This is a genomic window from Muricoccus harenae, from assembly GCF_009848505.1.
Lineage (GTDB): Bacteria > Pseudomonadota > Alphaproteobacteria > Acetobacterales > Acetobacteraceae > Roseomonas > Roseomonas harenae.
This window is the reverse complement of sequence record NZ_WWDL01000023.1, coordinates 72,902-96,091: the sequence shown is the minus strand read 5'-3', so window position 1 is coordinate 96,091 and position 23,190 is coordinate 72,902. Positions and strand designations below refer to the sequence as shown.

Below are 23,190 nucleotides of genomic sequence, written 5' to 3'. Positions count from 1 at the left end.
TCAAGCTCGAGACCGTGACGCTTAACCAGCTCGGCCGTGCGAAGAACATTCGCATCGAGAAGGAGAACACCACGATCATCGACGGCGCCGGCGAGAAGGAGGCCATCCAGGGCCGCGTCGAGCAGATTAAGGCGCAGATCGAGGAGACCACCTCGGACTACGACCGCGAGAAGCTGCAGGAGCGCCTGGCGAAGCTGGCTGGCGGCGTGGCCGTCATCCGCGTCGGCGGTTCCTCCGAGGTCGAGGTGAAGGAGCGCAAGGATCGCGTCGACGACGCGCTGCATGCAACCCGCGCCGCGGTCGAGGAAGGCATCGTTCCGGGTGGTGGCGTGGCCCTGCTGCGCGCCAGCCTGAAGCTGTCCGAGCTCAAGGGCCTGAACAACGACGAGCAGGTCGGTATCGAGATCGTGCGCCGCGCGATCGCCGTGCCGCTGAAGCAGATCGCTGAGAACGCCGGCAAGGACGGTGCGGTCATCGCCGGTGAGGTGCTCCGCAGCGACGCCTATGAGTACGGCTATGACGCCCAGACCGACGAGTACAAGAACCTCGTCGAGGCCGGCATCATCGACCCGACCAAGGTCGTGCGCACGGCCCTGCAGGATGCGGCTTCCGTCGCCTCCCTGCTGATCACCACCGAAGCGATGGTGGCTGAGCGTCCGTCCAAGGCTTCTGCCCCGGCCGGTGGCCCCGGCGGCGGCATGGGCGGCATGGGCGACATGGACTTCTGATCCGTTCGCGGACCAGGACTTCACGAGAGGGGGCGGCCCGGCGACGGGCCGCCCCTTTTTCGTTATGGAATTCGAGGATTTCGGCGGGAGGCGCGCGATGCCGACGGGAACGGTGATCTGGTACCAGCCGCACAAGGGCTACGGCTTCATCCGGCCCGATGATGGCGGACCTGACGTGATGGTACATGCCTCGGCCGTGGAAGCTGCCGGGCGGCGGGAGCTGAAGAAGGGCGAGGAGATCGCCTATGAGGTGGAGCAGCGGCCGAAGAAGCCGGCGCCCTCCGTCACGCGCATCCTGCCGGGCTAGCCAAGACGGCCAGCCCGGCGTCGGTGGGCGGCTATTCCTCCCAGACGCGCAGGGCGGAGGCGTTGCGGAGCACGCCCTTCGCCCGTTCAGCATGGTCCGTGTTGGCCGCCGCCACGATCAGCACGGCGACCGCCTTCTCCTCATCAGGCTTGACGTCGGGGTTGGCCGCGGCCGCCACGCCTTCGCTCGCGGCGCCGGCGCCCAGCCCGGCCAGAGCGGCGGCCGCGATGGCCGGCAGGGCCGCGCCACCCGTGGCCACGACGACACCCGCCGCCGCCATTCCGGCGCCCGAGGCTGCCAGGCCGGTTCCCATGGTGCGGAGGTTGCGATGCTCATCCTCCTGCAGCCGGTCGTCCATCTCATTTGGCGCGTGCGGCGGCTCCTGGCTCACCTCGGCGGTGCGGATGGTGATCCGGTCGCGGGGGATGGCTTCGGCATCGAGGTACTGAAGGGCGGACTCGGCCGCTTCCCGGGTGGCGAAGGTCGCCACGACGTGGCGGTGCGTGCCCTGGTTCTGTGTCTCCGACATGTCCTGCTCCCTTGCGCTGTCATGCCGAGGAACGCGGCTGCGGCGGGGTTGTTGCCGCCTTCAGGTTCCGAAGTCTCAAAGGCCGGCCGCCGGTGCTGAACTCTGGCTCAGCGCGGTAAACCACGGGATGGGCCGCGGCCGGGGCCCCGCGCCACCGAGGTCGATCGGTCCCCTGCTTGCATGTGGCAGGGCGAGACCGGAGGCGCGGAGGGCTTGCTTAGCTCGTGGCTGCGATCAGGTCCGCCACAGGCACCACGGCGACATCGGCCACGCCGCGGACGAGGGTCGTATAGATCACCACGCTGTCGGATGCGTCGAACTTCGGATGGGGGTGCTGATGCAGGGCATCTTCCGCGGGCGCCTCCGGCATCCGGGCGATCTCCACCATCCTGCCGGTCGTCCGGTTGAGGAAGCGTACCAGCCAGGCGGGGCCTCCCTTATTGGCCCCGATGCGATGATCGGCAACGATATAGCGCTCACACGTGCTGACATGGGCATGCCAGCCCGTGCCAGGCTAGACGAGCTCGGCCTCGCCGCCGTCCACCGGCACGCGCATCACCCCCTGGCGATAGGCGACGATCCAGACATGCTGGCCATCGGCGCTCCAGACCTCATGGCCATAGCCACGGCCTGACGGGCCGAAAGGCGTGAGGCGCCCGTTCAGGTCATAGAGGAACATGCGGTGGTCATAGGGCGTCGTCTCGCCCGTGATCAAGTTTACATCATCATCCCTTGCGAGAAGCACCAGATCGGGGTCGGTTGGCGAAAATTGCGCGTGGTTGAAGTTCAGCGGGCTGCTGAAGTGCGGCGTGTAGGTCTTGCTCTCCAACTCGACGGTTCCAAGGATGCTGTGCAGGCCGATGCGGCTATCCAGGAATGCGTGCTTGCCATCGGCGCTGAGGCTGATCTGCGTTGCCACGCGCCGCACGAACCGGTTCTTGATCATCTCGTAGGGCTAAGCCTCCGCAGAAGCTCGGCACACTGTCCGGCAGCGGACCTCGCCGCCATACGCCGGTGGTGTTGCACCATACCACCTCGCCGGTGTCCGGGAGGGCCACGGCACATGCCTCCGTGAACTGCATGTCCCCGAAACTTCGGATTTCCCGCCGAACCAGATCGACCACGCCCAGCATGCGTCCGCTGGCTGCGGTTCCCGCCCAAGGTGTTGACCAGGCGAACCAGAGATAGCGGAAATCCCGGTCGCAGCAGGATCTGCTGAAGTAGAGAGACTGCTGCGAATACCCGGCCGTGCTCCGCAGGTGATAGCCTGTGATCCCGCTTCTTTCGCTGGTCACAGGCGTGAAGAGGTCGTCCCCGGTCAGGGCTTTCATGACAGCCGATGTGCTCGCATGGGCCAATATTGTCTCGCCCTCTTGTGACGGGGCAAGGCAAGGCTTGTGGCAAGGCGTTCTGATCACTGGATCGTCCTCGAGCCGAGCGTCGCGCGTTCCGGCGGAGCATGGCGGCCATCAGGCTGGCCCTGCGGACAAATCGCGGCCGCATAATTATTTCTGGAAGTAACCGTTCCATTCTTGTAAACGGGCGCCGACCCGGCCCTGCGAAGGACTGGATAAGGTTGCCGGCGGGCTGGGGACCAGTTCGCCAACCTGCCGGTGACCTTTGTGAGCCGATGACGAAGTCCTGTCTGGCGCGTGAGGCCCCCTTTGTGTGGTGCCTCTGCCGCTCACACGTGAAATTTCTGAAGCTGCAACGGAATTGCTTGCTGCATTCGTGAGTACGTTAACTAACTGCCCCCTAGAACGTCCGAAGTGTTGCAAGCCGGGGGGCTTACGGACGCGGGAGGGGGAAGCTCATGACCGAGAATCGGCAATCCGGGCCAGATGTCGTCAAGCGGGCGGTTCAGCCCGTGCTTGAGGCATTATTCCAGGAACGATGCTGCGAAGGTGACCTCACCTCAAGCATGGCGCGGTTTCGCGCCGCGCTTGCGTTAGCCCTGGAAGCACCGCCGACTGAGACTGATGTCGTGAGTGTGATGATGAGCCGTGCCGTCATCGCCGCTGGCTTCGAGGCCGCGTTGCAGGAGATCGAGGAAAAGGTGATGGGGCCGCTCTAGCGGGCGGCCGTGGCGGCGCGGGCTGATCGCGCCGCCCGGAGCCGGTCTGGCGCGGACTTCAGATAACCTGAAAGCGTGCCTTGGCTGCTCGCTCGATGGCGCCGGCAACCAGGCGATCAATATCGAGGGTTATGCGGAAATCCTGGAGGAAGCGAAGTTCCTCCTGAGTGGCGTCGCCATCGGCCGCGGCGATCTCGCAGGCGAGGAGATAGGCCGTTTCGCGCAGGCGGGGCGGCAGGGCGTCGCGGATCATCTCCGCGGCCCGGTCGAGGCCTTCCGTCTGGTCGAGCAGCGTGAGGACGACCTCCGTCACCGTGCCGATCTCGTTGGTGTGGAAATCGCTGAAGACCGGCAGCTCACGCACCAGGCGGGACATGGCGGCAAGCTCGGCATCGGACATGCCGCGGTCGCTCACCCCCATCAGCACCATGGCGCAAACCAGGGCTTCCTGCGCCGTGAAGCGCGTGGGAAGGGAGGTGGGGGCGGTGTCCATGAGGTTCGTGTCCATCGTGGTGAAAGGCTTCGCAGGCTGCGGGGCGCGCCGTCAATTGCCTGGGTGATCACCATTCAGGAAGCGGCGGGTTTCGCGCACCGCCTCGGCCAAGCCCATGCGGTGCGCGATGACGCCATCCGGCAGCCCCGCAAGCAGGCGGGAGGGGGCGCGGGCATCGAGCAGGACGAAGACGCCGCGGTCGTCGGCGCGGCGGATCAGCCGGCCAAAGGCCTGGCGCAGCCGGTGCCGGGCGATAGCGTCGTCATAGGCCTTGGGGCGGGCGCCGGAGAGATGGGTGCGCCGCTCCCGGTGCAGGATGGTGGGGCGGGGCCAGGGGATGCGGTCGAAGACCAGCAGGCGGAGGGAGCGGCCGGGTACGTCCACGCCATCCCGCAGGGCGTCGGTGCCGAGGAGGCAGGAGTCTTCCTCGGCGCGGAAGACGTCCACCAGGGTGGCGTTGTCCATCGCGTCGACATGCTGGGCGTAAAAGGGAAGGCCGGCGGCCTCCAGCCCCGGGGCCATGCGGGCATGGGCGTCCCGCAATCGGCGGATGGCGGTGAAGAGGCCGAGGGCGCCGCCGCCGGAGGCGCGAAAGAGCTGCTCCATGGCCATGGCGGCCTGGGGGCCTTCGCGGGAGACATCCGTCACCACGATCGCCAGGGTCTGGTTTGGATAGTCGAAGGGTGAGGGCACCGCCGCGCGGATGGCGGGGGTGGGAAGGTGGATGGCGCCGGTGCGGGTCTCGGCCTCCTCCCAGGCGTGCTCCGGGTCGCCCTCGCCGCTATCGCGGAGAGTGGCGGAGGTGATGAGCAGGCCATGCGCCGGCGCGGCAACGGCGGCGGCGAAGGGCTCGGTCGGATCAAGAAAATGGCGGTGCAGCGCGGCGTCGATCACCCGGCCATCGCGGCGGGTGATGGCGAGCCAATCCACATGGGCGGGGCGGGTGCCGGGCTCAGGGGTGCGATCGGCGAGGGCCCTGAGCATGGAGCGCCAGGCGCCGAGGGGGCGCAGGCCCCGGCGGTCCACGGTGCGGCGTGCGGTGTCCAGCCGGATGCGGTCGCCGGTTTCGAGCTCGGCGTCCGGATCCTCGAGCAACCCGCTGATGCGGGCGTGGAGGGCACGGAGCGGAGTCTCGATGAGGGCAAGGGCTGCCTCCAGCGCCGCGCCCGCCTCGGAGACACCGGGGTTGAGCGGGTGGAGGTCGCATTCGGCATCGTAGCCCGTGTCGGCCTCCGGGCTGCGGGCGAGGACCTGGAGGATGATGGTGCGGAGGAAGGCCTCGCCCGGGTTGGTCCTGGCGGGAACGCCCGGAAGGGGCTCCTCCTCCTCCAATTCATAGGGGTCGTGCTCCTCCGGCTCGCCGAGACGCGAGCCCCATCCGGGGCCGGGCAGGGCGCCGGCATGGCGCAGCGCCTCATCCACGAGCGGGAGGAGGGCCGGGTGGTCGGCGGTGATCTCCTCCAGGCGGCGGCGCAACCCGCGGGCGCGGCCGCGCGCGCCCTCGGCGCCCAGGAGCCAGCGGCGGAGCTCCGCCATCTCGCCGCCGCTGATCTCGGCGGAGAAGGCGCTGTCAGCGGCATCGAAGAGGTGGTGGCCTTCGTCGAAAACGTAGCGCAGCGCAGGGCGGTCCTCGCCGCCGCCGAGCGCGGCATGGATCATGACCAGGGCGTGGTTGGCGATGACCAGCCGCGCGGTGCGGGCGCGGCGGATGGAGTGCTCCACGAAGCAGCGGCGCCAATGCGGGCAGGCGGAGTGGATGCATTCGCCGCGGCGGTCGGTCAGGCCCGCGACATGGCCCCAGGGGAAAAGCTCCGCGATCCAGCCGGGGAAGTCGCCGCCCTGCATGTCACCATCCCGCGTGGCGGCGGCCCAGCGGGAGACAAGGGAGAGTGCGAGCAGGCGGGAAGGCATGGCGCCGTTCACCGCCTCCTCGTGGTTCAGCAGGCAGAGGTAGTTCTCGCGGCCCTTGCGGATGACGATGTGGCGGCGGCGGTCTTCCGGGTCCGGGTAGAGGCGGAAGAGTTCCTGGTCGATCTGGCGCTGCAGATTGCGCGTGTAGGTGCTGATCCAGACCGGGGCGCCGTTGCGCTCGGCCCAGAGGGAGGCCGGGGCGATGTAGCCGAGGGTCTTGCCGGTGCCGGTTCCTGCTTCGGCCAGGACGAGCTGCGGCTGGCCCTCGGCCTCGCGCGGGGCGAAGGCGAGGGCGGCGGCGGAGGCATAGTCGGCCTGGGCGGGGCGCGTCTCGGCACCCTCGCCGAGGATTTCGGCCAGGCGCTTGCGGGCTTCCAGCGGGGCGACGGGGATGGAGGCGGGCGGGGTAGGGGGCGCCGTTTCCTCCCATTCGGGAAGGCGGCGCCAGACCTTCAGCGCGTCGGTCGATGGGCGAGGATCGGGCTGGCCGAGGGCAGCGAGGATGCTGGGCGCCCACACCCAGTCTGAGGCGTCGCGCAGCCGGGCGGCGAGCTGTCCGGCATCGCGGTTGAGCAGCGTGTGGCGGCTGCCGGCGAGGCGGCGGAGGAGGGTGGTCGCGATCTCCGGCAGGAGGATAGCGGCGGCTTCGTCATCCTTCGGAGCGTCCAGCTCCAGCGCCTGGGCCAGGCCGCGCGGCGTGGGGGCGGCAGGCTGGGCGGGAAGGATGAAGGCGAAGAGCTCGAGCAGGTCGTAGGCGACGGAGAAGGGGGCGAGGTTCAGGCGCCTTGCCGTCGCGGGGGCATGGACCAGCAGAGGGGGCGGAAGGTCGGCGAGGCGATGGGCGAGGGCCCCGTTCTGGAGCGTCCCGATCTCGCCGTCTGGAGTAACGAGCGTGGCGCGGCCGATTCCGGCCACCAGGGCGGGCGCTTCGGGCAGCAGCAGGCGCGGCGTGGTGGACGAGTTAGGCGGCATTGGCGGCTTCTTAGCGGGCTTGGGCGCCGGTGCCTATTTGTTCCCTGGAGCAGAAGGCGGACGGTTATCCACCACGAAGTATTGAGAACGCGAGCTTGGCCTGTTTCGGCGAGATCGGACTAACTACGCCTGTATTTATTGCGCCGGCTGAAACGATGCGGAGACATCGGAGGCGCACGGCGAGGGTGACAGAAGGAGAGAATCAGTATGGCGGACGAGAGGAAGAGTGTGTCGGGCCCAGGCCTGACGACGCGCCAGGGACATCCCGTCTACGACAATCAGAACACGCGCAGCGTCGGACCCCGTGGGCCCCTGGTGCTCGAGGACTATCACTACCTCGAGAAAATCACGCATTTCGACCGCGAGCGCATCCCGGAGCGGGTGGTGCATGCCCGCGGCGCCGCCGCCCATGGCATCTTCATCCCGACCGGCATGGCGGGCGACGACCCGGTCACAAAATACACACGCGCCAAGGTGTTTCGGAAAGGCACGCAGACGCCGATCTTCCTGCGCTTTTCGACGGTGATCCATGGCGGGCACAGCCCGGAGACTCTGCGCGACCCGCGCGGCTTCGCCATCAAGTTCTACACTGAGGACGGCAACTGGGACCTGGTGGGGAACAACCTGAAGGTCTTCTTCATCCGGGATCCGCTGAAGTTCCCGGACATGGTGCATGCCTTCAAGCCGGACCCGATCCACAACCGCCAGAAGATGAACCGGTTCTTCGACTTCGTGAGCATGTCGCCGGAAGCGACCCACATGATCACCTGGCTGTTCTCCCCATGGGGGATCCCGGCTGACTACCGCCACATGCAGGGTTCCGGCGTGAACACCTACAAGCTGGTGGACCCCGAGGGGAAGACGGTTCTCTGCAAGTTCCACTTCCAGCCACGGCAGGGAATCAAGAACCTGACGCAGGCGGAGGCGCAGGCGATCCAGGCGAAGGACTTCAACCACGCCACTGGCGACCTCTATGACTCGATCGAGCGCGGCGAGTTCCCGGAATGGGACATGTTCATCCAGGTGATGAGCGATGACGAGCATCCGGAGCTGGATTGGGATCCGTTGGACGTCACCAAGCTCTGGCCTGAGGATCAGTTCCCGATGCTGCATGTCGGGCACATCCAGCTGAACCGGAACCCGTCCGACTACCACAATGAGGTGGAGCAGGCGGCCTTCGGCACGGGGGTGCTGGTGGACGGGATCGACTTCTCCGAGGACAAGCTGCTGCAGGGCCGCACCTTCGCCTATTCGGACACGCAGCGTTACCGCGTGGGGCCGAACTACCTGCAGCTGCCGATCAACGCGCCGAAATGCCCTTACGCTACCAACCAGCGCGGTGGGCAGATGAGCTACAAGGTTGATGGGGCCGACCAGGGCGCCGATCCGCACATCAACTTCGAGCCGACCAACTTCAAGGGACTGCAGGAGCAGCAGCGGACCGCGCCACCGCCGCGTCCCTTCGTGCAGGGCGAGATCGGGCGGCAGAGGATCGAGCGAACCGCCAACTTCAAGCAGGCCGGGGAGCGCTGGCGCGCCTTCAGTGATGAGGAGCGGAACGAGTTGGTGATGAACCTCGTTGGTGCGCTGTCCGAATGCGAGCCGGTGATCCGGGAGAAGATGGTTAGCCACTTCACCCAGGCCGATGCTGAATACGGGCGCCGGGTGGCGGAAGGGCTGGGCATGGCCGCGCCGTCGAAGCAGGCTGCGGAGTGAGGTGAGGCCGCCCGGCGACGGGCGGCTTCAGGACAGGAGGCGGAGGAGCAGGTGCTTCTCCGCCTTTTCTCTTGGCGGGCTGCCGCGGCCGGCGAAGCACTTCGTTACGGACGCCCTCTGTAAGTGCCGGAAATCGCTTCCTATCCTTTGGCCAAGCCGAGCCCCGCTGCATGCTTTCGGCGGCTTCGCCCTGTGTCCTCTTCGCGCTGTTTGCATGAGCACGGAGATCATCATGCCTAAGACCAAGACTGCACTCCTTGCCGGCGCTGCCGCGCTGGCCCTTACCAGCTTCGCCGGACTGGCCGAGGCCAGGAGCCCTGACTTCCAGGTCATGACGATCGAGCTTCCCGGTCGCGGGATCGGGGAGATCCGCTATGTCGGGAATGTCGCGCCCCGGATCGTCCTGGCACCGGTTGCCGTGCCAGTCGCAGCCTGGGCGCCGGCTGCACCTCTCTTCTGGGCCGGGTCGCCCTTCTCGGTGCTGAACCAGATTTCGCTCGAGATGGACCGGCAGATCGCCAGCCTCCTTCATGCCCAGGCGGCCACCCTGCGGCAGGTCGCGCGCCCTGATGGGCTGGGCGGGATCGGCACCGGGACGATTCCTCCTGGCAGCGTCGGCTTCACCTCCGTGACCACCTCCACGGGCAGCGGCGTATGCACCCAGACCGTGCGGATCATCCGCGCACCGGGCGAGGCGCGGCCTAATGTCGTGTCCTATCGTTCCGGTGACTGCGGGCCGCAGGTGAATGGCACCCTGCCGGTGGAGGTTCCGGCGCTGCGCCCGGCCGAGCGCCAACCGCGGACCCTTTCGGTGGAGACGGAGGCGCCGCCATCCAGTGCGCGGCCGGGCACCGGGCTGCTGCGCTGGACCTCCTGGCGCGGCTGACGCCCCGCCCGGCTGCCTGTTACGCCACAGGGCGACGACTGCGCGTGCGCATTGCGCTTGCGCATAAAGAAAGGGGGGAGAGCCGCCGGCTCTCCCCCCTTCATCATGGAACGGCCGGGGCAGGCGCCCCGCCTGGTTCAGGCCGCCAGCTTGACCGGCAGGGCCTCGGCGATCTGCACCGCGTTCAGGGCGGCGCCCTTGAGGAGCTGGTCGCCGCAAACGAAGAAGTCGAGGCCGCAATCGCCGAAGACGGGGTTGGACCGGATGCGGCCGGCCTCCACGTCGTAGCGGCCGCTGGCGGTCAGCGGCATCGGGTAGACGGCATTCGCCACGTCGTCCGTCAGCTTCACGCCCGGAGCGGTGGCGAGGACGGCGCGCGCGGCCTCCGGCGTCACGGGGCGCTCGGTTTCGATCGTCACAGCCTCGGCATGGGCGCGGAGCGTCGGGACACGGACGGCGGTGCAGGAAATCAGGAGATCCGGCAGGCCCATGATCTTCCGGGTCTCCCAGGTCACCTTCATCTCTTCCCGCGTGTAGCCATTGGGTTGGAAGCTATCGATATGCGGGATGAGGTTCATCGGCAGCGGGTGGCGGAAGACGCTGTTCTTCGCCTGGCCGCCATTCACCAGAACCTCGCGCAGGCCCTGTTCCAGCTCCTGCATCCCCTCGGCGCCGGCGCCGGAGGAGGCCTGGTAGGTGGAGACGATCACGCGCTTCAGGCCGAATTCACGGTGCAGCGGGGCCAGCGCCACGGCCAGGATGGCGGTGGTGCAGTTCGGGTTCGCGATCAGCCGGGCACCGTGGCCGGCCGAGGCGTTCACCTCTGGCACCACCAGCGGAACGTCAGCCTCAAGCCGGAAAGCGGAGGAATTATCGACCACCACGGCCCCGGCCGCGACCAGGTGTCGGGCATGGGCCTTGGACCAGTCGCCGGAGACGGCGAGCAGGGCCAGGTCCAGCTTCGGCGGATTGGCCGGGTCGTAGACCTCGATGGTTTTCTCCCCGAAGGGGGTGGGAATTCGGGTCCCTGCGCTGCGGGTCGAGGCGAAGAGGCGCAGCTCGGTCACCGGGTAGCCACGGTCCCCCAGGACCTGCACCAGTTCCTTACCGACCGCGCCCGTCGCACCGAAAACCCCAACGCGCATGACCTGCCATCCTCTCGAGGCGTTGTTGGGGGGCGGTCCCGGAGGGCCCACCCCTGCCAAAGTGGCAGTGGGCTTATACAGGTGGTGGAGCCTGATGCGAGACGCGCGTTTCGTAGGGCAGGAATGCCCGCGTGTCGGCCACGCGAGCGGGCAGGAAGGCCTCCGCGTTGACCGCGCAGGGGCGCGGGGGCAATTGGGGGCCGCCATGGAACGTCTCCCCGCCGATCCCTCCCTGCGCGACACCCGCGCCTGGCCCTTCGAGGAGGCGGCGAAGGTCGCCGACCGCGCCTCGGTGAGGGCGAAAGGCGTGGCGCTGTTCGAAACGGGCTACGGCCCCTCGGGCCTGCCTCATATCGGCACCTTCGGGGAGGTGGCGCGGACCACTTGGGTACGCCGGGCCTTCGAGCGGCTGACGGGCCTGCCCACTCGCCTCCTGGCGTTCTCGGACGACATGGACGCCCTTCGGAAGGTGCCGGACAACGTCCCCAACCCCGAGTTGCTGCGGGCCAATCTGGGCAAGCCGGTGACGCGAATTCCCGATCCCTTCGGCACGCATGACAGCTACGGGGCGCATAACAATGCCCGGTTGCGCGCCTTCCTCGACGAATTCGGCTTCGACTACGAATTCGCCTCCTCGACCGACTATTACACCTCCGGCCGCTTCGACGCGGCGCTGCTGCGGATGCTGGCGCTGCATGAAGAGGTGCGGCAGGTGATCCTGCCGACGCTGGGGCCGGACCGCCGCGCCACCTACTCACCCTTCCTGCCGATCCATCCAAAGACCGGGCTGGTGATGCAGGTGCCGGTGGATGAGACGCGGCCGGAGGCCGGGACCATCGTCTGGCGCGATCCGGAGACGGGGGAGCGTTTCGAGACGCCGGTGACGGGTGGCCATGTGAAGGCGCAGTGGAAGGCCGACTGGGCGCTGCGCTGGTATGCGCTGGGCGTCGATTACGAGATGTCCGGCAAGGACCTGATCGACAGCGTGAAGCTGTCCTCCGCCATTTGCCGGGTGCTGGGCGGCGAGCCGCCGGTGGGTTTCACCTATGAGCTGTTCCTCGATGCCCAGGGCCAAAAGATCAGCAAGAGCAAGGGCAACGGGCTGACCATCGACGAGTGGCTGCGCTACGCGCCGCCCGAGAGCCTGTCGCTCTTCATGTTCCAGCAGCCGGGCCGGGCGAAGCGGCTGCATTTCGACGTGATCCCGCGGGCGACAGACGAGTATCTGGCGAATGTGGAGAAGCTGCGGGCCACACCGGACCCGGCGAATCCGGCCTGGCACATCCATGGCGGGGTGCTGCCCAACGGCGCGGGCAGCCCGATCACCTTCACGCTGCTGCTGAACCTCGCCGTCGCGGCTAATGCCGAGACGCCGGAGATGCTGTGGGGTTATCTCCGCCGCCATGCGCCGGAGGCCACGCCCGAGGCATCGCCCATGCTGGCGGTGCTGGTGGAGCGGGCCTCGGCCTATTACCGGGACATGGTGAAGCCGACGAAGCGCTTCCGCCTGGCGACGGAGCCCGAGCGCGAGGCGCTGCTGCACCTGGCCTCGCTGCTGCGGGAAAACCAGGCGCGGATTGAGGCACTGCCCGCGGGCGAGCGGCCCTCGGCCATCCAGGACCTGGTCTATGACGCGGGCCGGCGGGAGCCTTTCCTGCAGCCGGGCAAGGATCCATCCCGCCCCGGCGTATCGCGGGCCTGGTTCGCGGCGATCTACCAGGTGCTGCTGGGGCAGGAGGAAGGGCCGCGCTTCGGCGGCTTCGTCGCGCTCTATGGCATTTCCGAAACCGTCGCCTTGATCGAGGGCACGCTCGCGCGGAGTGCGGACGCCGTATGAACTGGGCGCTGATCCGCAGGCACGGACCAACCGTCTTCGGACTGATCCTGCTGGTCGGCGCGCTCTATGTCGTGCAGCGGGAGTTCCGAAACCTCTCGGTGGAGGATGTGGGGAGCGCGCTCGAGGCGACCTCGGCGCGCCAACTCTGGGTGGCCGGGGCCTGGACGGTCATCGCCTATGCGGTGTTGACGATCTACGATCGGCTGGGTTCGGTCTATGCCGGCAAGCCGATCTCCTACCTGCGGACCTCCCTGGCTTCCTTCTGCGCTTACACGCTGGCGCATAATCTGGGCTTCGCGGCGGTTTCCGGCGCCGCGGTGCGCTACCGCTTCTACGCGGCCTGGGGACTGACCTCGGTCGAGATCGCCAAGGTCATCGCCTTCACCTCCCTGACCTTCGGCCTGGGTGGATTTGCCCTGGGCGGGCTGGTGCTGGTGCTGGAACCCTCCGTCCTGCCCTGGGTGGGTGAGGGGGAGCTGGTGCCGCCCTGGGCGGCGCAGGCGGTCGGCGTCGTCATGTGGTGCATCTCCGGCACCTATGTGCTGCTCTCGCGCCTCTGGCCGTCCTTCACCATCTTCGGCCATCAGATCGACCTGCCGGGCTTCCGCATGGCGGTGGCGCAGGTGCTGCTGGCGAGCGTGGACGTGGCCGTGACGGCGGCGATCTTCTACGCGCTACTGCCCGAGGCGCCGGGGCTGACCTTCTGGAAGTTCCTAGGCATCTACATCGCCGCCTATACGGCGGGGCTGGCGGCCAGCGTGCCGGGGGGCCTCGGCGTGTTCGACGGCTTCATCCTGCTCAGCCTGGAGCCCTACCTGCCCTCCGCCCAGGTGGTGGGGGCGGTGCTGCTGTTCCGGCTGTTCTACTACATCGTCCCGCTCTTCCTGGCGGGCGGGCTCTTCGCGACCTTCGAGCTGAACCAGCGACGCGCCGTCATGGGGCGGATGCAGGCCGAGACGCGGGTAACGGGTGCGCTGGAAGTGCCGGTACTGTCCGGGCTGACCGGCCTCGGCGGGGTGGTCCTGCTCTTCGTCGGCGCGCTGCCGGCGCATGGGGCGGATATCGCACGCTGGGGCGGGGAATGGGCGGCGCTGGCGAGCCAGTTCGCAGCCTCGGTCGTCGGCTCGCTGCTGCTGGTGGTGTCCTACGGCATGCTGCGGCGGCTGCGGATCGCCTGGTGGGCGGGGCTGTTCCTGCTGCTGAACGGAGTGTGGATCCTGGCCGTGCGGGGCGATCCCTGGTGGGTGGCCGCCGCCTATCTTGGCACGGCGCTGTTCCTGGCCGTCATGCGGCACGCCTTCTACCGGGATGCGCGGCTGACCGGGGAGCCGCTGACGGGCGCGCGGGTGTTCTCCCTCGCGGCGGGGGTGATCTGCGGGCTGACCCTGGCAACGGTCGCCTATCACGGGCGCTTCTCGAACGCCGCCTGGTGGGAGGTGGTGGTGGAGTCCGGCGCTCCGGCGCCGCTGCGCTTCGCGGTGGGGGCGGCGGCGGCGCTGATGCTCTACGCGGCCTTCCGGCTGCTGCGGCCGGCGCGGATCCAGGCCGAGGATTACGACGAAGCGGCACAGGCGCGGCTGGCGGCGCTTGGGGCCCGGGTGCCGGCCCATGCGGATGGCGTGGTCTTCGCCGATGGTGGCCGGGCGGGCTTCGCCTTCCGGCGGCTGGAGGGGGTCTGGGTGGCTGAGGGCGATCCCGCCGGTGCGGCAGAGGCGAGGATCAACGCCATCTGGCGGTTCCGGGACCTGTGCGATGCCGCCGGGGTGGCGCCGGCTTTCGCCGGGGTCGGGTCCGGGATGTTGCGGGCCTATGAGCAGGCGGGGATGGCCTCGGTCACGCTGCCTGATGGGCAGGTGATGGCACTGTCGGGTGAGCAGGACCCGAAGAACGTGCTGCGGCTTCTCGCTGCGGGTGCGGCGGGAGACTGAAGGCGGAGCCCGGCCGGGGCTGCCGGGCCGCTACTGGCTGGCCCAGACGATCCGATGCATCCAGGTCAGCTCCTCAAGCTCGAAGCTGTAGTTCGGATGGGCCGGGTTGAGGCTGGCCAGCTCCACGCGCCGGGCGGATTGCCGCAGCAACTCCTTGGCCATCACCTCGCCGCCATGGGTGCGGACCACGACCCGGTCGCCGCGGCGGACAGGGGCGCTGGGGGAGACGATGATGACGTCGCCATCCCGGAACACGGGCTCCATCGAATCGCCGCTGATCTCGAGGGCATAGGCATTGGGATCGCCGACCTCAGGCAGGCTGATCTCGTCCCAGCCGCCGCCCACCGGATAGCCGCCATCGTCGAAGTAGCCGCTGCTGCCGGCCTGGGCGAGGCCGATCAGCGGGATACGGCGGCTGGGCCGGGCCGTGGTGCGGAGATTGCCGGTGATGAGGCTGGCGAACTCGTCCATGCCCGTGCCGGTGGCGGAGAGCACCTTCGCAACGCTCTCGGTGGAGGGCCAGCGGGCGCGGCCGTCCGGGCCGGTGCGTTTGGACGGGTTAAAAGCAGTCGGGTCGAGTCCCGCCTTGCGGGCAAGGCCGGAGGCTGAGAGTCCGTTCTCCGCCGCGAGTGCGTCGAGCGCCCGCCAGATGTCGCCGTGCTGCATTCCGCCATTCTATAGGCGCGAAATCTGGGGACAACAGGAATTCCATCATAGAATCGTCTTGACGGTCACAAGCCCGTGGGTTGATGTTCTTGTTGTGTTCACAACCGGCGAGGATCAGCCCCCGATGACCCGTCCCGCTTCCGGTGCGCTCCGCACCACAGCGCCGACCCTTTCAAGTCTGGACAAGGTCCAGCCCTTCCGCAGCGCGGAGGAGGCTTGGTTCTGGACCATGGCCGCCCTCATCGCCCGGCGAGACGGGGCGCGAATCGTCTCCGGGCGCGGGCTCGTCGCCCGGCCCTGTGAGCCGGACGACGTGGTGAAATGCCTCGACCGGCTGTACCGGCAGCGCCGGATCGACCTGGCCCATGCGCGGATCATGCGCATCTGGGGCGAGCGCGGCACCTCGCCCGATCCCGCGGCCCTTCGCGAGCGCGGCGACCACCGGTTGTGGCGCGAGGCGATGGATCGGCTCGAATGGCCTCTGCGGCTCAAGGGGATCGTGGCCGGGCCGGAAAGCCCCGGCGACTCTGGCTCCGTCGTGCCTTTCGCGGCGCCCCGGCCGGCCTGACGCCATGCAGGGCACGCCTTTCGTGCCGGCACCCGATCTGCTCGCCGCCGTTCCGGGAAACCGGGACGGCGATGTGCATTCCGGGGCCCGTGTCGGACCGGGCCACCGCCGGGCAGCGGAGTCGCGGCCGCAGACACTGTGGATCGCCTTCGGCGGCGGCGCGGACCAAGCCTGGATGCGGCTCCTGCGGCCTGGGTTCCGGCACTGCTTCGCTGGGCTGCAGGACGAGGACGGCTGGACGGTGCTTGATCCACTTTCGGGGCGGCTGTTGGTGACGCGGCTGGCGGTCGGGCCGGGCTTCGACCTGCCAGGCTTCTGGCGCAGGGCCGGCTGCCGCGTCCTCGGGCCGTTCGTGCCCGCCGCGCCCGCGCGGCGCTGGCCAGGGATGCTTCCGCTTTCCTGCGTGTCGCTCTGCCGGGCGCTTCTGGGACCAGGGGCCCCCTTCGCCGTGACGCCGCACGGGCTGTTCAATGGCCTAAAGAAAATGTTCCCTTCAGAGGAAAATTTTCTTGACGAACGGCGATCCGCCAGCTAGAACCCCTCTTGTCAATGGGCGAATTGCGCCCGGTGGCGATCCTCCCCGATCCCCTGAACTCGCACGCCCGGCCCGGACCCTTCCGGCGCCGGGCCTTTGTCGTTTGGGCGCCCTTCAGAACGGGCCGGGGTTCCGCAGACAGGAGCGAGCAGGCCCATGGGCGACAGGACTGATTCCTCGCCGCGAGGTGGCGCGGCATGACGCCCGACGAAATCATTGCCCGCGCCGAGCGCGCGCTGGACCGCCGCCGCCCATGGGAGGGCGTCTGGCGCGACTGCTACGAGCATGTGCTGGCCACCCATCCGGGAGCGGGCGGGCCGGCGCTGCATGACGGCACCGCCGCCGATGCCGCGGAGAACCTCGCGGCCTCGCTGCTGGCGGAGCTGACCCCGCCCTGGTCCCGCTGGTTCGGCCTGGCCCCGGTGGACGAGGGCGCGGATCCGGAACTGGCCGCGGTGCTGGAACGCGCGGCGGAGACGCTGCAGGGGCATCTGGACCGCTCCAATTTCGCGCTCGAGATGCATCAGGCCTTCCTGGATCTCGTGGTGGCCGGCACCGGCGTGGTGCTGGTGGAGGAGGCGCCACCGGGCGAGGCCTCGGCCCTGCGCTTCACCGCCGTGCCGCTGCGTGAGGCGGTGCTGGAGGAGGGCGCCTCAGGCTGGTTGGATACGGTGTACCGCCTCGTGCGGATGACCGCCGAGGCGATTGCCCTACGCTATCCCGGCGCGATGTTGCCGCCGGCGCTGTTCCGCCCTGACGAGGCCGAGGTGACGCATCGGGTGATCGAGGCGGTGTGGCCGGCCTTCGGTGGTCCGCGCTTCGCGGCGGTGCTGGAGCGCGACGGCGCCGGAATCCCGCTGGCCGAGGGGCGCTTCGAGGAGAGCCCCTTCCTCGCCTTCCGCTGGATGAAGGCGCCGGGCGAGACCTATGGGCGCGGTCCGGTGATGAAGGCGCTGCCGGACATCCGGACCGCCAACAAGGTGGTTGAGCTTGTGCTGAAGAACGCTTCCATTGCGGCGACGGGTATCTGGCAGGCCGACGATGACGGCGTGCTGAATCCGGCCACGGTGCGGCTGGCGCCGGGGGCGATCATCCCGAAGGCGGTCGGCTCCTCGGGCCTCACGCTGCTGGCGGCGCCCGGTTCCTTCGATGTGTCGCAGCTCGTGCTGTCCGACATGCGTGCCCGCATCCGCTCAGCCCTGCTGGCGGATCGGCTGTCGGCACCGCAGCGGCCGAACATGACGGCGACTGAGGTGCTGGAACGTAGCGCCGAAACGGCCCGCCTGCTCGGCGCCACCTATGGCCGGCTGCAGGCGGAACTGCTGACGCCGCTGGTGTCGCGCTGCCTTTCCATCCTGCGGCGCCGCGGCGAGGTACCAGCGATCCTGCTGGATGGGCAGGAGGCACGCATCGCCTACCAGTCGCCGCTGGCCCGCGTGCAGGGGAGGGCGGATGCGGCGAACACGCTGCTCTTCCTCCAGGCCGTGGCGGCGCTCGGACCGGCGGCTTCCGCGGTGGTCGATCTGCCTGCCGCAGCGCGGCACCTGGCCCGCACCCTTTCGGCGCCCAGCGCGGTTCTGGCGCCTCTGGCACCCAGCGCCGCACAGGCGCCCAATCAGGAGCAAACCGGCGCATGAGTGAAAACCTGCTGGAGACTGAGCCGAAGCCAGGACCCGAGGCCCCCGCGACGGCGGAGGTGCCGGAGACGCCAGCCAAGGTGAAGCGGCCCGAGGACGTGCCCGAGAAGTTCTGGGATGCGGAGCTTGGCGCATTGCGCGTGGATGCGTTGCTGAAATCCTATCGCGAGCTGGAGAGAAAGCTCTCCGCCCGTTTCGCCCCGCCGGGTGATGACGCGCCGGAGGAGGAACGGATCCGTTTCCGCCGGGCCATCGGCGTGCCCGACACGGCGGATGACTACGCCGTCGAGCCGCGGCATGTGTTGATCGGTTCCGATCCGGAGGTGAATGCGGCGCTGCACCGTGCGGGCTTCACGCCCTCGCAGGTGCAGCTCGTCTATGACCTGGCGGCGGAGCGGTTGTTGCCGATCGTGGCCGAGGCCGCATCCCAGTTCGAAGCCGAGCGGCAGCGCGACCGGCTGCGCGCCGAGTTCGGCGGCGAGGAGCGCTTCCGCCGCACCGCGCGACAGATTGCCGCCTGGGGCCGCGCCAACCTGCCCGGGGAGGTACTGGCAGCTCTCTCCACCACCGCCGATGGGGTGATGGCGCTGCACCGCATGTATGGAGAAGGGCGAACCCGCGCTGGCGCGCCAGGCGGCTGCCCCCGAAGCCATGGATGAGGCGGCGCTGCGCAAGATGATGCGCGACCCCCGCTACTGGCGCTCCCGCGAGCCCGACTTCGTCAAGCGGGTGACCGATGGCTTCCGGCGGCTCACAGGAGGGTGATGCTGCAGCCTCATCTGCATCTTCAGGAATTTCGGCTAAGCCCCTGAAACCTGAGTCGAGAACTCGCGTTTTTCCGATGCCTCTCTGCGACGGGCGGTCACTGACTGCATCCCCCCCAAGGGTGACCCCCCATTGCTGCCGGACCCGCATCCCCCCTCATGCGGTCCGGCTACGGGGGCGGGTGGCACCCTACTTCCCCCTGGTGCCGCCCGCCCCCGTCTCTTTTCTCCCGAAAGGGCCTCGTCCGGAACCGGGCGAGGCCCTTTTCGCATTCTCCCATTCTGGCGCGACCAACCCGCAACCGGCCCTGCCCCAAAAGGCGGCGCCGGGCGCGGGCGCGTGCCGTTCCGCGGCCTGCCCGGCCTCGTCCGCATGGACGTGCCAACCTGGCAGGGCGCATTCCCCTGAACCCATCTCCGAAGGAGGACATGCGTGTCCGCCACGATCGACCAAGCTTTCGTCAAGCAGTTCCAGGCCGAGGTGCATGAGGCCTTCCAGCGCCAGGGTAGCAAGCTGCGCCCGACGGTGCGTTCCAAGACCGGCGTGTCCGGCGCCTCCACGGTTTTCCCGCGCGTGGGTAAGGGCACAGCGGCGGCCAAGGCGCGCAACGGCGTCGTGCCCGTGATGAACCTCGACTACTCCGCGGTGGAGTGCTTCCTGCAGGATTATTATGCGGGCGAGTGGGTCGACAAGCTCGATGAGATCAAGACCAACGTGGATGAGCGCGCGGTGGTTGCCAATGCCGGCGCCTATGCGCTCGGCCGCAAGACGGACGAGCTGATCATCGCGGCCCTCGACACCGCGACGCAGGAGGCCGTCAGCACCGCCGCCGGCACCACGGACTCGGATGGGCTGACCAAGCAGAAGGTGCTGATGGCCTTCGAGATGCTCGGCGCGTCCGATGTGCCCGATGACGGCAACCGCTACGCCGTCGTCGGTTGGAAGCAGTGGAGCCAACTGCTGCAGATCGAGGAATTCGCCAACTCCCAGTATGTCGGCGACGCCGACCTGCCCTGGAAGGGGATGCAGGCGAAGCGCTGGCTCGGCGCGCTGTGGATGCCGCATTCCGGCCTGACCAAGAGCGGCAACCTGCGCTTCTGCTACTTCTATCATCGCACCGCCGTCGGCCATGCGGTGGCGCAGGACGTGATGACGGACATCACCTGGCACGGCGACCGTGCGGCGCATTTCGTCAACAACATGATGAGCCAGGGCGCCGTAATGATCGACGACCTCGGCGTCGTGCGGATGCGCGCCGCGGAATAGTTCCGGACGCGGGCCGCGGCGTGATCAGCGGACCTGCAGCGTGACGGCTGCATGAAGGCAATGCGCGCGACGAGCGATCGTCGCGCGCATTCCACACGGATGATCGAGACGATGCGCGCGCCGCCCATACCCGGGCCGGCGCGCGCCGCGCGTGGGGCCGGGCGCATGGACGCGCCGCCTGTTCCGCGCCGGCATGGCGCGACGTTCGCGGCCGCGCCGGTGCCTGGCTCCACGCGCACCCTTTCCAACACCCATCAGGGAGCCACGAACCGATGGCGCTTTCCGCCCTCGTCCTCTGCTCGCGTGCGCTGCTCAAGGTCGGCGCGCTGCCGGTTGCCTCCCTCGAGGAGGGAACGGCCGAGGCGGAGGTGGCCGCCAACCTTTATCCAGGCACGCGGGATGCGCTGCTGTCCTGCCATCCCTGGTCCTTCGCCACGGGGCAAATGAAGCTGAACCGGCTGGAGGCAGCGCCGGTCGCGGATCTGGCCAATGCCTTCCAGTCGCCGGCGGACCTGTTGCGCGTGATCTCCGCGGGAAGCGGGCGGGGTAGGGGCATTCCCTACCGCATCCAGGAGGGCCGGCTGCATGCCGACCCGTTCCAGATGGTGCTCACCTCTATGTCTTCCGTCCGGCGGAGAGCGAGTTCCCGCCGTTTTTCGCCGCCGCCCTCGTCGCGCGGCTGGCGGCGGAGTTCTGCCTGCCGCTGACCGAGAACACGTCCCGTGCCGAGATGCTGCACCGGATCGCAGAATCCGAACTGCGCCAGGCGCGGTTGGCCGACAGTCAGCAGCAGACGCCGAAAGGCATCGAGGACTTCCCGCTCCTCGATGTGCGGGGCTGATCTCCATGCCAGCCATCAGGCGTGCCAAGACCGCCTTCACGGCGGGAGAGCTGGCCCCGGAGCTCCTGGGACGCGGCGACATCTCGGCCTGGACGAATGGCGCCGCGCGTTTGCGCAACGTCTTCATCCAGCCCACCGGCGGCGTGCAGCGGCGGCCGGGATTGCGCCATCTGGCGAACCTGCCGGGACCCGCGCGGCTGATCCCCTTCGAGGCGAGTTCGGACCAGACCTATCTGCTGGCGCTCGTCAACGGTGCCATGTGGGCCTTCCAGGGCGATAGCCTCGTCGCGATCCTGCCCGGTCCCTGGACAGAGGCGGCGCTGCCGCAGATCACCTTCACGCAGAATGCGAGCATGCTGCTGCTGCTCCACCGCGACATGCGGCCGCAGGCCATCACCCGTTCGGACGCGGGCGTCTGGGGCATCGCCGACTTCGCCTTCAGCGCAGGACCCTTCGCGCGCCATGCGCCTGCCGGCGTCACCCTGGCCACCAGCGGCATGTCGGGCAGCGTGACGGTCTCTGCCTCGGCCCCCGTGTTCAATGGCGGTCATGGCTGCGTAGAGGAGCACCGTCGCAAGATCAGCGACACCATGCGGGGCATCAAGCGCTCGGTTGAAACGCGTCAGCGCATGAGCGACAGCAAGAAGGGCCGCGTCTTCAGCGACGAGACGCGCCAGCGTATGAGGGAGGCTCAGCAGCGCAGGCGTGCAGCCGAAAAGGGGGATGCAGCATGAGCGGCTTCACCTTCAACAGCGACAGCGCCTACAGCGACGAGACCATCCAGCGGGCATTGGACCAGCTGAACAGCATTCCAGGTCCGCTGGCAGGGCCGCTCAACGCGCTCCGCAGGAGCATGCAGGCCGAGCTACGGGTCCGCAGCGCCAAGCCGCTAATCGACACGGCCGCGCTCAAGGCCCGCAAGGATGCCGATGCAGCGCTCAAAGCCGATCTGCACTACCTGGCCAACGAGGCACAGGTCAGCAGCGCCGACGAGGTCTTCCTTGTCGAAGTCGCACAAGACCTAATCGCCCATCGTACCGTCACTCCAGCCGCGAGGGCTCGGGTGCATCAACTGGCCGACCAGCAAAGGGCCACGGCGTAACGCGCATGCGTTTGAGTCTGTGTTCAGGAGTTTCCTTGCTCAATGGATAAATAAAGGTGCCAGAGAGAAACACGCTCCAGCACTACAAGGAGAAGAAAAACATGAGCAAGGGAAACCCAGCAGTCGTCGCATTCCTCAAGGAACTGATCGCAGTCACGGACGAGGCTTACAAAGATCGTGGCACGGGCGCACTGGCCGATTATGAGCGCTACGGCAGTCTCAGCCCCAAGCGCATCGCATGGGCCAAGCAGAACGCGAAGATCAAGAAGGTCACCGTGCCAGCTGAGTTCGACAGCGTGCCGGTGTTCGACAACCAGGTCTATTCCGTACCTGTCAGCAGCACACCCGCACTACCGCCACCCACCGTCATGCCGAGTGCCCAGCAGGCAGCCAAGCTGCTCGACATCACGACGGCGATCCGCAACGGACGCATCAGCGTCAACGCCCAGCAGGTCCAGCAGGACACGCTAGCCATTGAGGCAGCGGCCTTGTTCTCGAACCTCAGCACGACCTACGCGGCGCTCGCTGCTCTATTCGAGCGCAACGCCTAGTAGCCATCGCTCAGACAGAGAAAGCCCGGCCGAGTGCCGGGCTTGAGTGTCAATTGGCTGCCTTCACATCTGAGCAGCTCAGTGCGCCGGATCAGTTCGTTAGAAATCGATCTGCTTCACCTTGGCTTTCCTGCCAAGCCAAATCAAATTGGCAGTTCGGCGGAAGGCGTCATACTCGACAATGTCAGCCCAGCCGGCAGACGGTCGGTCTTTGGAAGTGTATTCGCCAGTTGCAGAGTTGTAATCCCACCAGCGGTTCAGCAAGACGCAGGAGGAGTTAGGGGCGCCGACAGTCTTCTTGGTATTCAATGGGGGCTTAAGAAAGTAGACGAGAGCCCATTCGGCGCTAGCGAAGTGAGGGTTGGTCTTCTGTGTGCGTTTCCCCGGGATGCCCGGAACTGACACTTCGCCCAGCCAGATCTTTGCATGCTCAATCTCATTGTGCTTGTGGTGAGATGAGGCCAGGCGGGCAGCTACGTTCTCGCTTATCCCTACGTAGAGTAGCTTGCGCGGCCCACGTGTACCCACCAGTTTATGACCTACTGCGGCGTAGAGGCCCCTCAGGCCCCATTCGCCTGCGTGTTTCGGCGCCTCACTTCGTGTGTAGGGGCCGAACCAATCGACAACGGTTGCGATGTTCTCCGCCAAGTAGCGCGTCCTCCCAAACGTTGCGCCGGGAGACTAGAACTGAGAAGCGGCCTGTTGGCTAGTGGAGGGACGCGGGGGTCTGGTA

24 protein-coding genes are annotated in these 23,190 nt (G+C 68.0%); 16 read left to right on the top strand and 8 right to left on the bottom strand.

Annotated elements, in window-relative coordinates; genetic code table 11:
* On the top strand, window positions 1-728 hold a 728-nt coding region (locus GSE44_RS16850; protein ID WP_328799090.1), incomplete at its 5' end, for a TCP-1/cpn60 chaperonin family protein.
* A 97-nt stretch (window positions 729-825) separates the two neighbouring features.
* Window positions 826-1,035, top strand: a complete 210-nt coding sequence (locus GSE44_RS16845; RefSeq protein ID WP_159349990.1) for a cold-shock protein — start codon at window positions 826-828, stop codon at window positions 1,033-1,035.
* A 31-nt stretch (window positions 1,036-1,066) separates the two neighbouring features.
* Here the strand turns inward: GSE44_RS16845 and GSE44_RS16840 are convergent, their stop codons facing one another.
* The 3 genes from GSE44_RS16840 to GSE44_RS16830 form a co-directional block, all read right to left on the bottom strand.
* Window positions 1,067-1,564: a hypothetical protein gene (locus tag GSE44_RS16840; protein ID WP_159349989.1), complete on the bottom strand. Its 498-nt coding sequence runs from the start codon at window positions 1,562-1,564 to the stop codon at window positions 1,067-1,069.
* A gap of 217 nt (window positions 1,565-1,781) precedes the next feature.
* On the bottom strand, window positions 1,782-1,934 hold the full coding sequence (locus tag GSE44_RS16835) for a hypothetical protein (protein WP_159349988.1): 153 nt from the start codon (window positions 1,932-1,934) through the stop codon (window positions 1,782-1,784).
* 144 nt (window positions 1,935-2,078) lie between these two features.
* On the bottom strand, window positions 2,079-2,510 hold the full coding sequence (locus GSE44_RS16830; RefSeq protein WP_159349987.1) for a TolB-like translocation protein: 432 nt from the start codon (window positions 2,508-2,510) through the stop codon (window positions 2,079-2,081).
* A gap of 867 nt (window positions 2,511-3,377) precedes the next feature.
* Between GSE44_RS16830 and GSE44_RS16825 the strand changes: the two genes are divergently transcribed.
* Window positions 3,378-3,638, top strand: a complete 261-nt coding sequence (locus GSE44_RS16825) for a hypothetical protein (RefSeq protein ID WP_159349986.1) — start codon at window positions 3,378-3,380, stop codon at window positions 3,636-3,638.
* A 58-nt stretch (window positions 3,639-3,696) separates the two neighbouring features.
* Here the strand turns inward: GSE44_RS16825 and GSE44_RS16820 are convergent, their stop codons facing one another.
* Both GSE44_RS16820 and GSE44_RS16815 read right to left on the bottom strand, forming a co-directional pair.
* Window positions 3,697-4,131, bottom strand: a complete 435-nt coding sequence (locus GSE44_RS16820; RefSeq protein WP_159349985.1) for a tellurite resistance TerB family protein — start codon at window positions 4,129-4,131, stop codon at window positions 3,697-3,699.
* A gap of 51 nt (window positions 4,132-4,182) precedes the next feature.
* Window positions 4,183-7,014 (bottom strand): ATP-dependent DNA helicase, encoded by a 2,832-nt coding sequence (locus GSE44_RS16815; protein ID WP_159349984.1) that lies wholly within the window; start codon window positions 7,012-7,014, stop codon window positions 4,183-4,185.
* A gap of 207 nt (window positions 7,015-7,221) precedes the next feature.
* Between GSE44_RS16815 and GSE44_RS16810 the strand changes: the two genes are divergently transcribed.
* Together GSE44_RS16810 and GSE44_RS16805 are read left to right on the top strand one after the other, a co-directional pair.
* On the top strand, window positions 7,222-8,730 hold the full coding sequence (locus GSE44_RS16810; protein WP_159349983.1) for a catalase: 1,509 nt from the start codon (window positions 7,222-7,224) through the stop codon (window positions 8,728-8,730).
* Window positions 8,731-8,962: 232 nt separating this feature from the next.
* A complete protein-coding gene (locus tag GSE44_RS16805; protein ID WP_159349982.1) occupies window positions 8,963-9,616 on the top strand; it encodes a hypothetical protein in 654 nt (217 codons plus the stop codon).
* Between the two features lie 137 nt (window positions 9,617-9,753).
* Here GSE44_RS16805 and GSE44_RS16800 read toward each other — a convergent pair whose 3' ends face one another.
* Complete coding sequence (locus GSE44_RS16800; protein WP_159349981.1) at window positions 9,754-10,761, bottom strand: aspartate-semialdehyde dehydrogenase; 1,008 nt, start codon at window positions 10,759-10,761, stop codon at window positions 9,754-9,756.
* 205 nt (window positions 10,762-10,966) lie between these two features.
* On the opposite strand from GSE44_RS16800, the gene GSE44_RS16795 reads away from it, so the two are divergent.
* Together GSE44_RS16795 and GSE44_RS16790 are read left to right on the top strand one after the other, a co-directional pair.
* Window positions 10,967-12,598 (top strand): lysine--tRNA ligase, encoded by a 1,632-nt coding sequence (locus GSE44_RS16795; protein WP_159349980.1) that lies wholly within the window; start codon window positions 10,967-10,969, stop codon window positions 12,596-12,598.
* Window positions 12,595-14,526, top strand: a complete 1,932-nt coding sequence (locus GSE44_RS16790) for a phosphatidylglycerol lysyltransferase domain-containing protein (protein ID WP_159349979.1) — start codon at window positions 12,595-12,597, stop codon at window positions 14,524-14,526. Before GSE44_RS16795 ends, GSE44_RS16790 begins: the two co-directional genes overlap by 4 nt.
* 30 nt (window positions 14,527-14,556) lie before the next feature.
* Here the strand turns inward: GSE44_RS16790 and GSE44_RS16785 are convergent, their stop codons facing one another.
* Window positions 14,557-15,192 carry a S24 family peptidase gene (locus GSE44_RS16785; RefSeq protein WP_159349978.1) on the bottom strand — a complete coding sequence of 212 codons (636 nt, stop codon included), beginning with the start codon at window positions 15,190-15,192 and terminating at the stop codon, window positions 14,557-14,559.
* 124 nt (window positions 15,193-15,316) lie between these two features.
* On the opposite strand from GSE44_RS16785, the gene GSE44_RS16780 reads away from it, so the two are divergent.
* From GSE44_RS16780 to GSE44_RS16740, 9 genes are all read left to right on the top strand, one after another.
* Window positions 15,317-15,760: a hypothetical protein gene (locus GSE44_RS16780; protein ID WP_159349977.1), complete on the top strand. Its 444-nt coding sequence runs from the start codon at window positions 15,317-15,319 to the stop codon at window positions 15,758-15,760.
* Window positions 15,761-15,764: 4 nt separating this feature from the next.
* Complete coding sequence (locus GSE44_RS16775) at window positions 15,765-16,295, top strand: hypothetical protein (protein ID WP_235924897.1); 531 nt, start codon at window positions 15,765-15,767, stop codon at window positions 16,293-16,295.
* Between the two features lie 197 nt (window positions 16,296-16,492).
* A complete protein-coding gene (locus GSE44_RS16770) occupies window positions 16,493-17,932 on the top strand; it encodes a portal protein (RefSeq protein ID WP_159349976.1) in 1,440 nt (479 codons plus the stop codon).
* Complete coding sequence (locus GSE44_RS16765) at window positions 17,929-18,591, top strand: hypothetical protein (RefSeq protein WP_328799089.1); 663 nt, start codon at window positions 17,929-17,931, stop codon at window positions 18,589-18,591. Before GSE44_RS16770 ends, GSE44_RS16765 begins: the two co-directional genes overlap by 4 nt.
* Window positions 18,592-19,129: 538 nt before the next feature.
* Window positions 19,130-19,963 (top strand): phage capsid protein, encoded by an 834-nt coding sequence (locus tag GSE44_RS16760; protein WP_159349975.1) that lies wholly within the window; start codon window positions 19,130-19,132, stop codon window positions 19,961-19,963.
* A gap of 272 nt (window positions 19,964-20,235) precedes the next feature.
* Window positions 20,236-20,670 carry a hypothetical protein gene (locus GSE44_RS16755; RefSeq protein ID WP_457852168.1) on the top strand — a complete coding sequence of 145 codons (435 nt, stop codon included), beginning with the start codon at window positions 20,236-20,238 and terminating at the stop codon, window positions 20,668-20,670.
* 139 nt (window positions 20,671-20,809) lie between these two features.
* Window positions 20,810-21,538, top strand: coding sequence for an NUMOD3 domain-containing DNA-binding protein (locus GSE44_RS16750; RefSeq protein WP_159349974.1), 729 nt, complete (start codon window positions 20,810-20,812; stop codon window positions 21,536-21,538).
* The gene (locus GSE44_RS16745) at window positions 21,535-21,906 is read left to right on the top strand and encodes a hypothetical protein (protein ID WP_159349973.1); all 372 of its coding nucleotides are present in this window, start codon (window positions 21,535-21,537) and stop codon (window positions 21,904-21,906) included. Before GSE44_RS16750 ends, GSE44_RS16745 begins: the two co-directional genes overlap by 4 nt.
* A gap of 101 nt (window positions 21,907-22,007) precedes the next feature.
* On the top strand, window positions 22,008-22,457 hold the full coding sequence (locus GSE44_RS16740; protein WP_159349972.1) for a hypothetical protein: 450 nt from the start codon (window positions 22,008-22,010) through the stop codon (window positions 22,455-22,457).
* Window positions 22,458-22,556: 99 nt separating this feature from the next.
* On the opposite strand, the gene GSE44_RS16735 is transcribed toward GSE44_RS16740, so the two are convergent.
* On the bottom strand, window positions 22,557-23,105 hold the full coding sequence (locus tag GSE44_RS16735; RefSeq protein WP_159349971.1) for a hypothetical protein: 549 nt from the start codon (window positions 23,103-23,105) through the stop codon (window positions 22,557-22,559).
* Window positions 23,106-23,190 lie beyond the last annotated feature (85 nt).

Excerpts from the sequence above, each read along its gene's own strand:
- GSE44_RS16845 (WP_159349990.1), top strand. The coding sequence starts at position 826 with ATGCCGACGGGAACGGTGATCTGGTACCAGCCGCACAAGGGCTACGGC.
- GSE44_RS16840 (WP_159349989.1), bottom strand. The coding sequence starts at position 1,564 with ATGTCGGAGACACAGAACCAGGGCACGCACCGCCACGTCGTGGCGACC.
- GSE44_RS16835 (WP_159349988.1), bottom strand. The coding sequence starts at position 1,934 with ATGCCGGAGGCGCCCGCGGAAGATGCCCTGCATCAGCACCCCCATCCG.
- GSE44_RS16830 (WP_159349987.1), bottom strand. The coding sequence starts at position 2,510 with ATGATCAAGAACCGGTTCGTGCGGCGCGTGGCAACGCAGATCAGCCTC.
- GSE44_RS16825 (WP_159349986.1), top strand. The coding sequence starts at position 3,378 with ATGACCGAGAATCGGCAATCCGGGCCAGATGTCGTCAAGCGGGCGGTT.
- GSE44_RS16820 (WP_159349985.1), bottom strand. The coding sequence starts at position 4,131 with ATGGACACCGCCCCCACCTCCCTTCCCACGCGCTTCACGGCGCAGGAA.
- GSE44_RS16815 (WP_159349984.1), bottom strand. The coding sequence starts at position 7,014 with ATGCCGCCTAACTCGTCCACCACGCCGCGCCTGCTGCTGCCCGAAGCG.
- GSE44_RS16810 (WP_159349983.1), top strand. The coding sequence starts at position 7,222 with ATGGCGGACGAGAGGAAGAGTGTGTCGGGCCCAGGCCTGACGACGCGC.
- GSE44_RS16805 (WP_159349982.1), top strand. The coding sequence starts at position 8,963 with ATGCCTAAGACCAAGACTGCACTCCTTGCCGGCGCTGCCGCGCTGGCC.
- GSE44_RS16800 (WP_159349981.1), bottom strand. The coding sequence starts at position 10,761 with ATGCGCGTTGGGGTTTTCGGTGCGACGGGCGCGGTCGGTAAGGAACTG.
- GSE44_RS16795 (WP_159349980.1), top strand. The coding sequence starts at position 10,967 with ATGGAACGTCTCCCCGCCGATCCCTCCCTGCGCGACACCCGCGCCTGG.
- GSE44_RS16790 (WP_159349979.1), top strand. The coding sequence starts at position 12,595 with ATGAACTGGGCGCTGATCCGCAGGCACGGACCAACCGTCTTCGGACTG.
- GSE44_RS16785 (WP_159349978.1), bottom strand. The coding sequence starts at position 15,192 with ATGCAGCACGGCGACATCTGGCGGGCGCTCGACGCACTCGCGGCGGAG.
- GSE44_RS16780 (WP_159349977.1), top strand. The coding sequence starts at position 15,317 with ATGACCCGTCCCGCTTCCGGTGCGCTCCGCACCACAGCGCCGACCCTT.
- GSE44_RS16775 (WP_235924897.1), top strand. The coding sequence starts at position 15,765 with ATGCAGGGCACGCCTTTCGTGCCGGCACCCGATCTGCTCGCCGCCGTT.
- GSE44_RS16770 (WP_159349976.1), top strand. The coding sequence starts at position 16,493 with ATGACGCCCGACGAAATCATTGCCCGCGCCGAGCGCGCGCTGGACCGC.
- GSE44_RS16765 (WP_328799089.1), top strand. The coding sequence starts at position 17,929 with ATGAGTGAAAACCTGCTGGAGACTGAGCCGAAGCCAGGACCCGAGGCC.
- GSE44_RS16755 (WP_457852168.1), top strand. The coding sequence starts at position 20,236 with ATGGCGCTTTCCGCCCTCGTCCTCTGCTCGCGTGCGCTGCTCAAGGTC.
- GSE44_RS16750 (WP_159349974.1), top strand. The coding sequence starts at position 20,810 with ATGCCAGCCATCAGGCGTGCCAAGACCGCCTTCACGGCGGGAGAGCTG.
- GSE44_RS16745 (WP_159349973.1), top strand. The coding sequence starts at position 21,535 with ATGAGCGGCTTCACCTTCAACAGCGACAGCGCCTACAGCGACGAGACC.
- GSE44_RS16740 (WP_159349972.1), top strand. The coding sequence starts at position 22,008 with ATGAGCAAGGGAAACCCAGCAGTCGTCGCATTCCTCAAGGAACTGATC.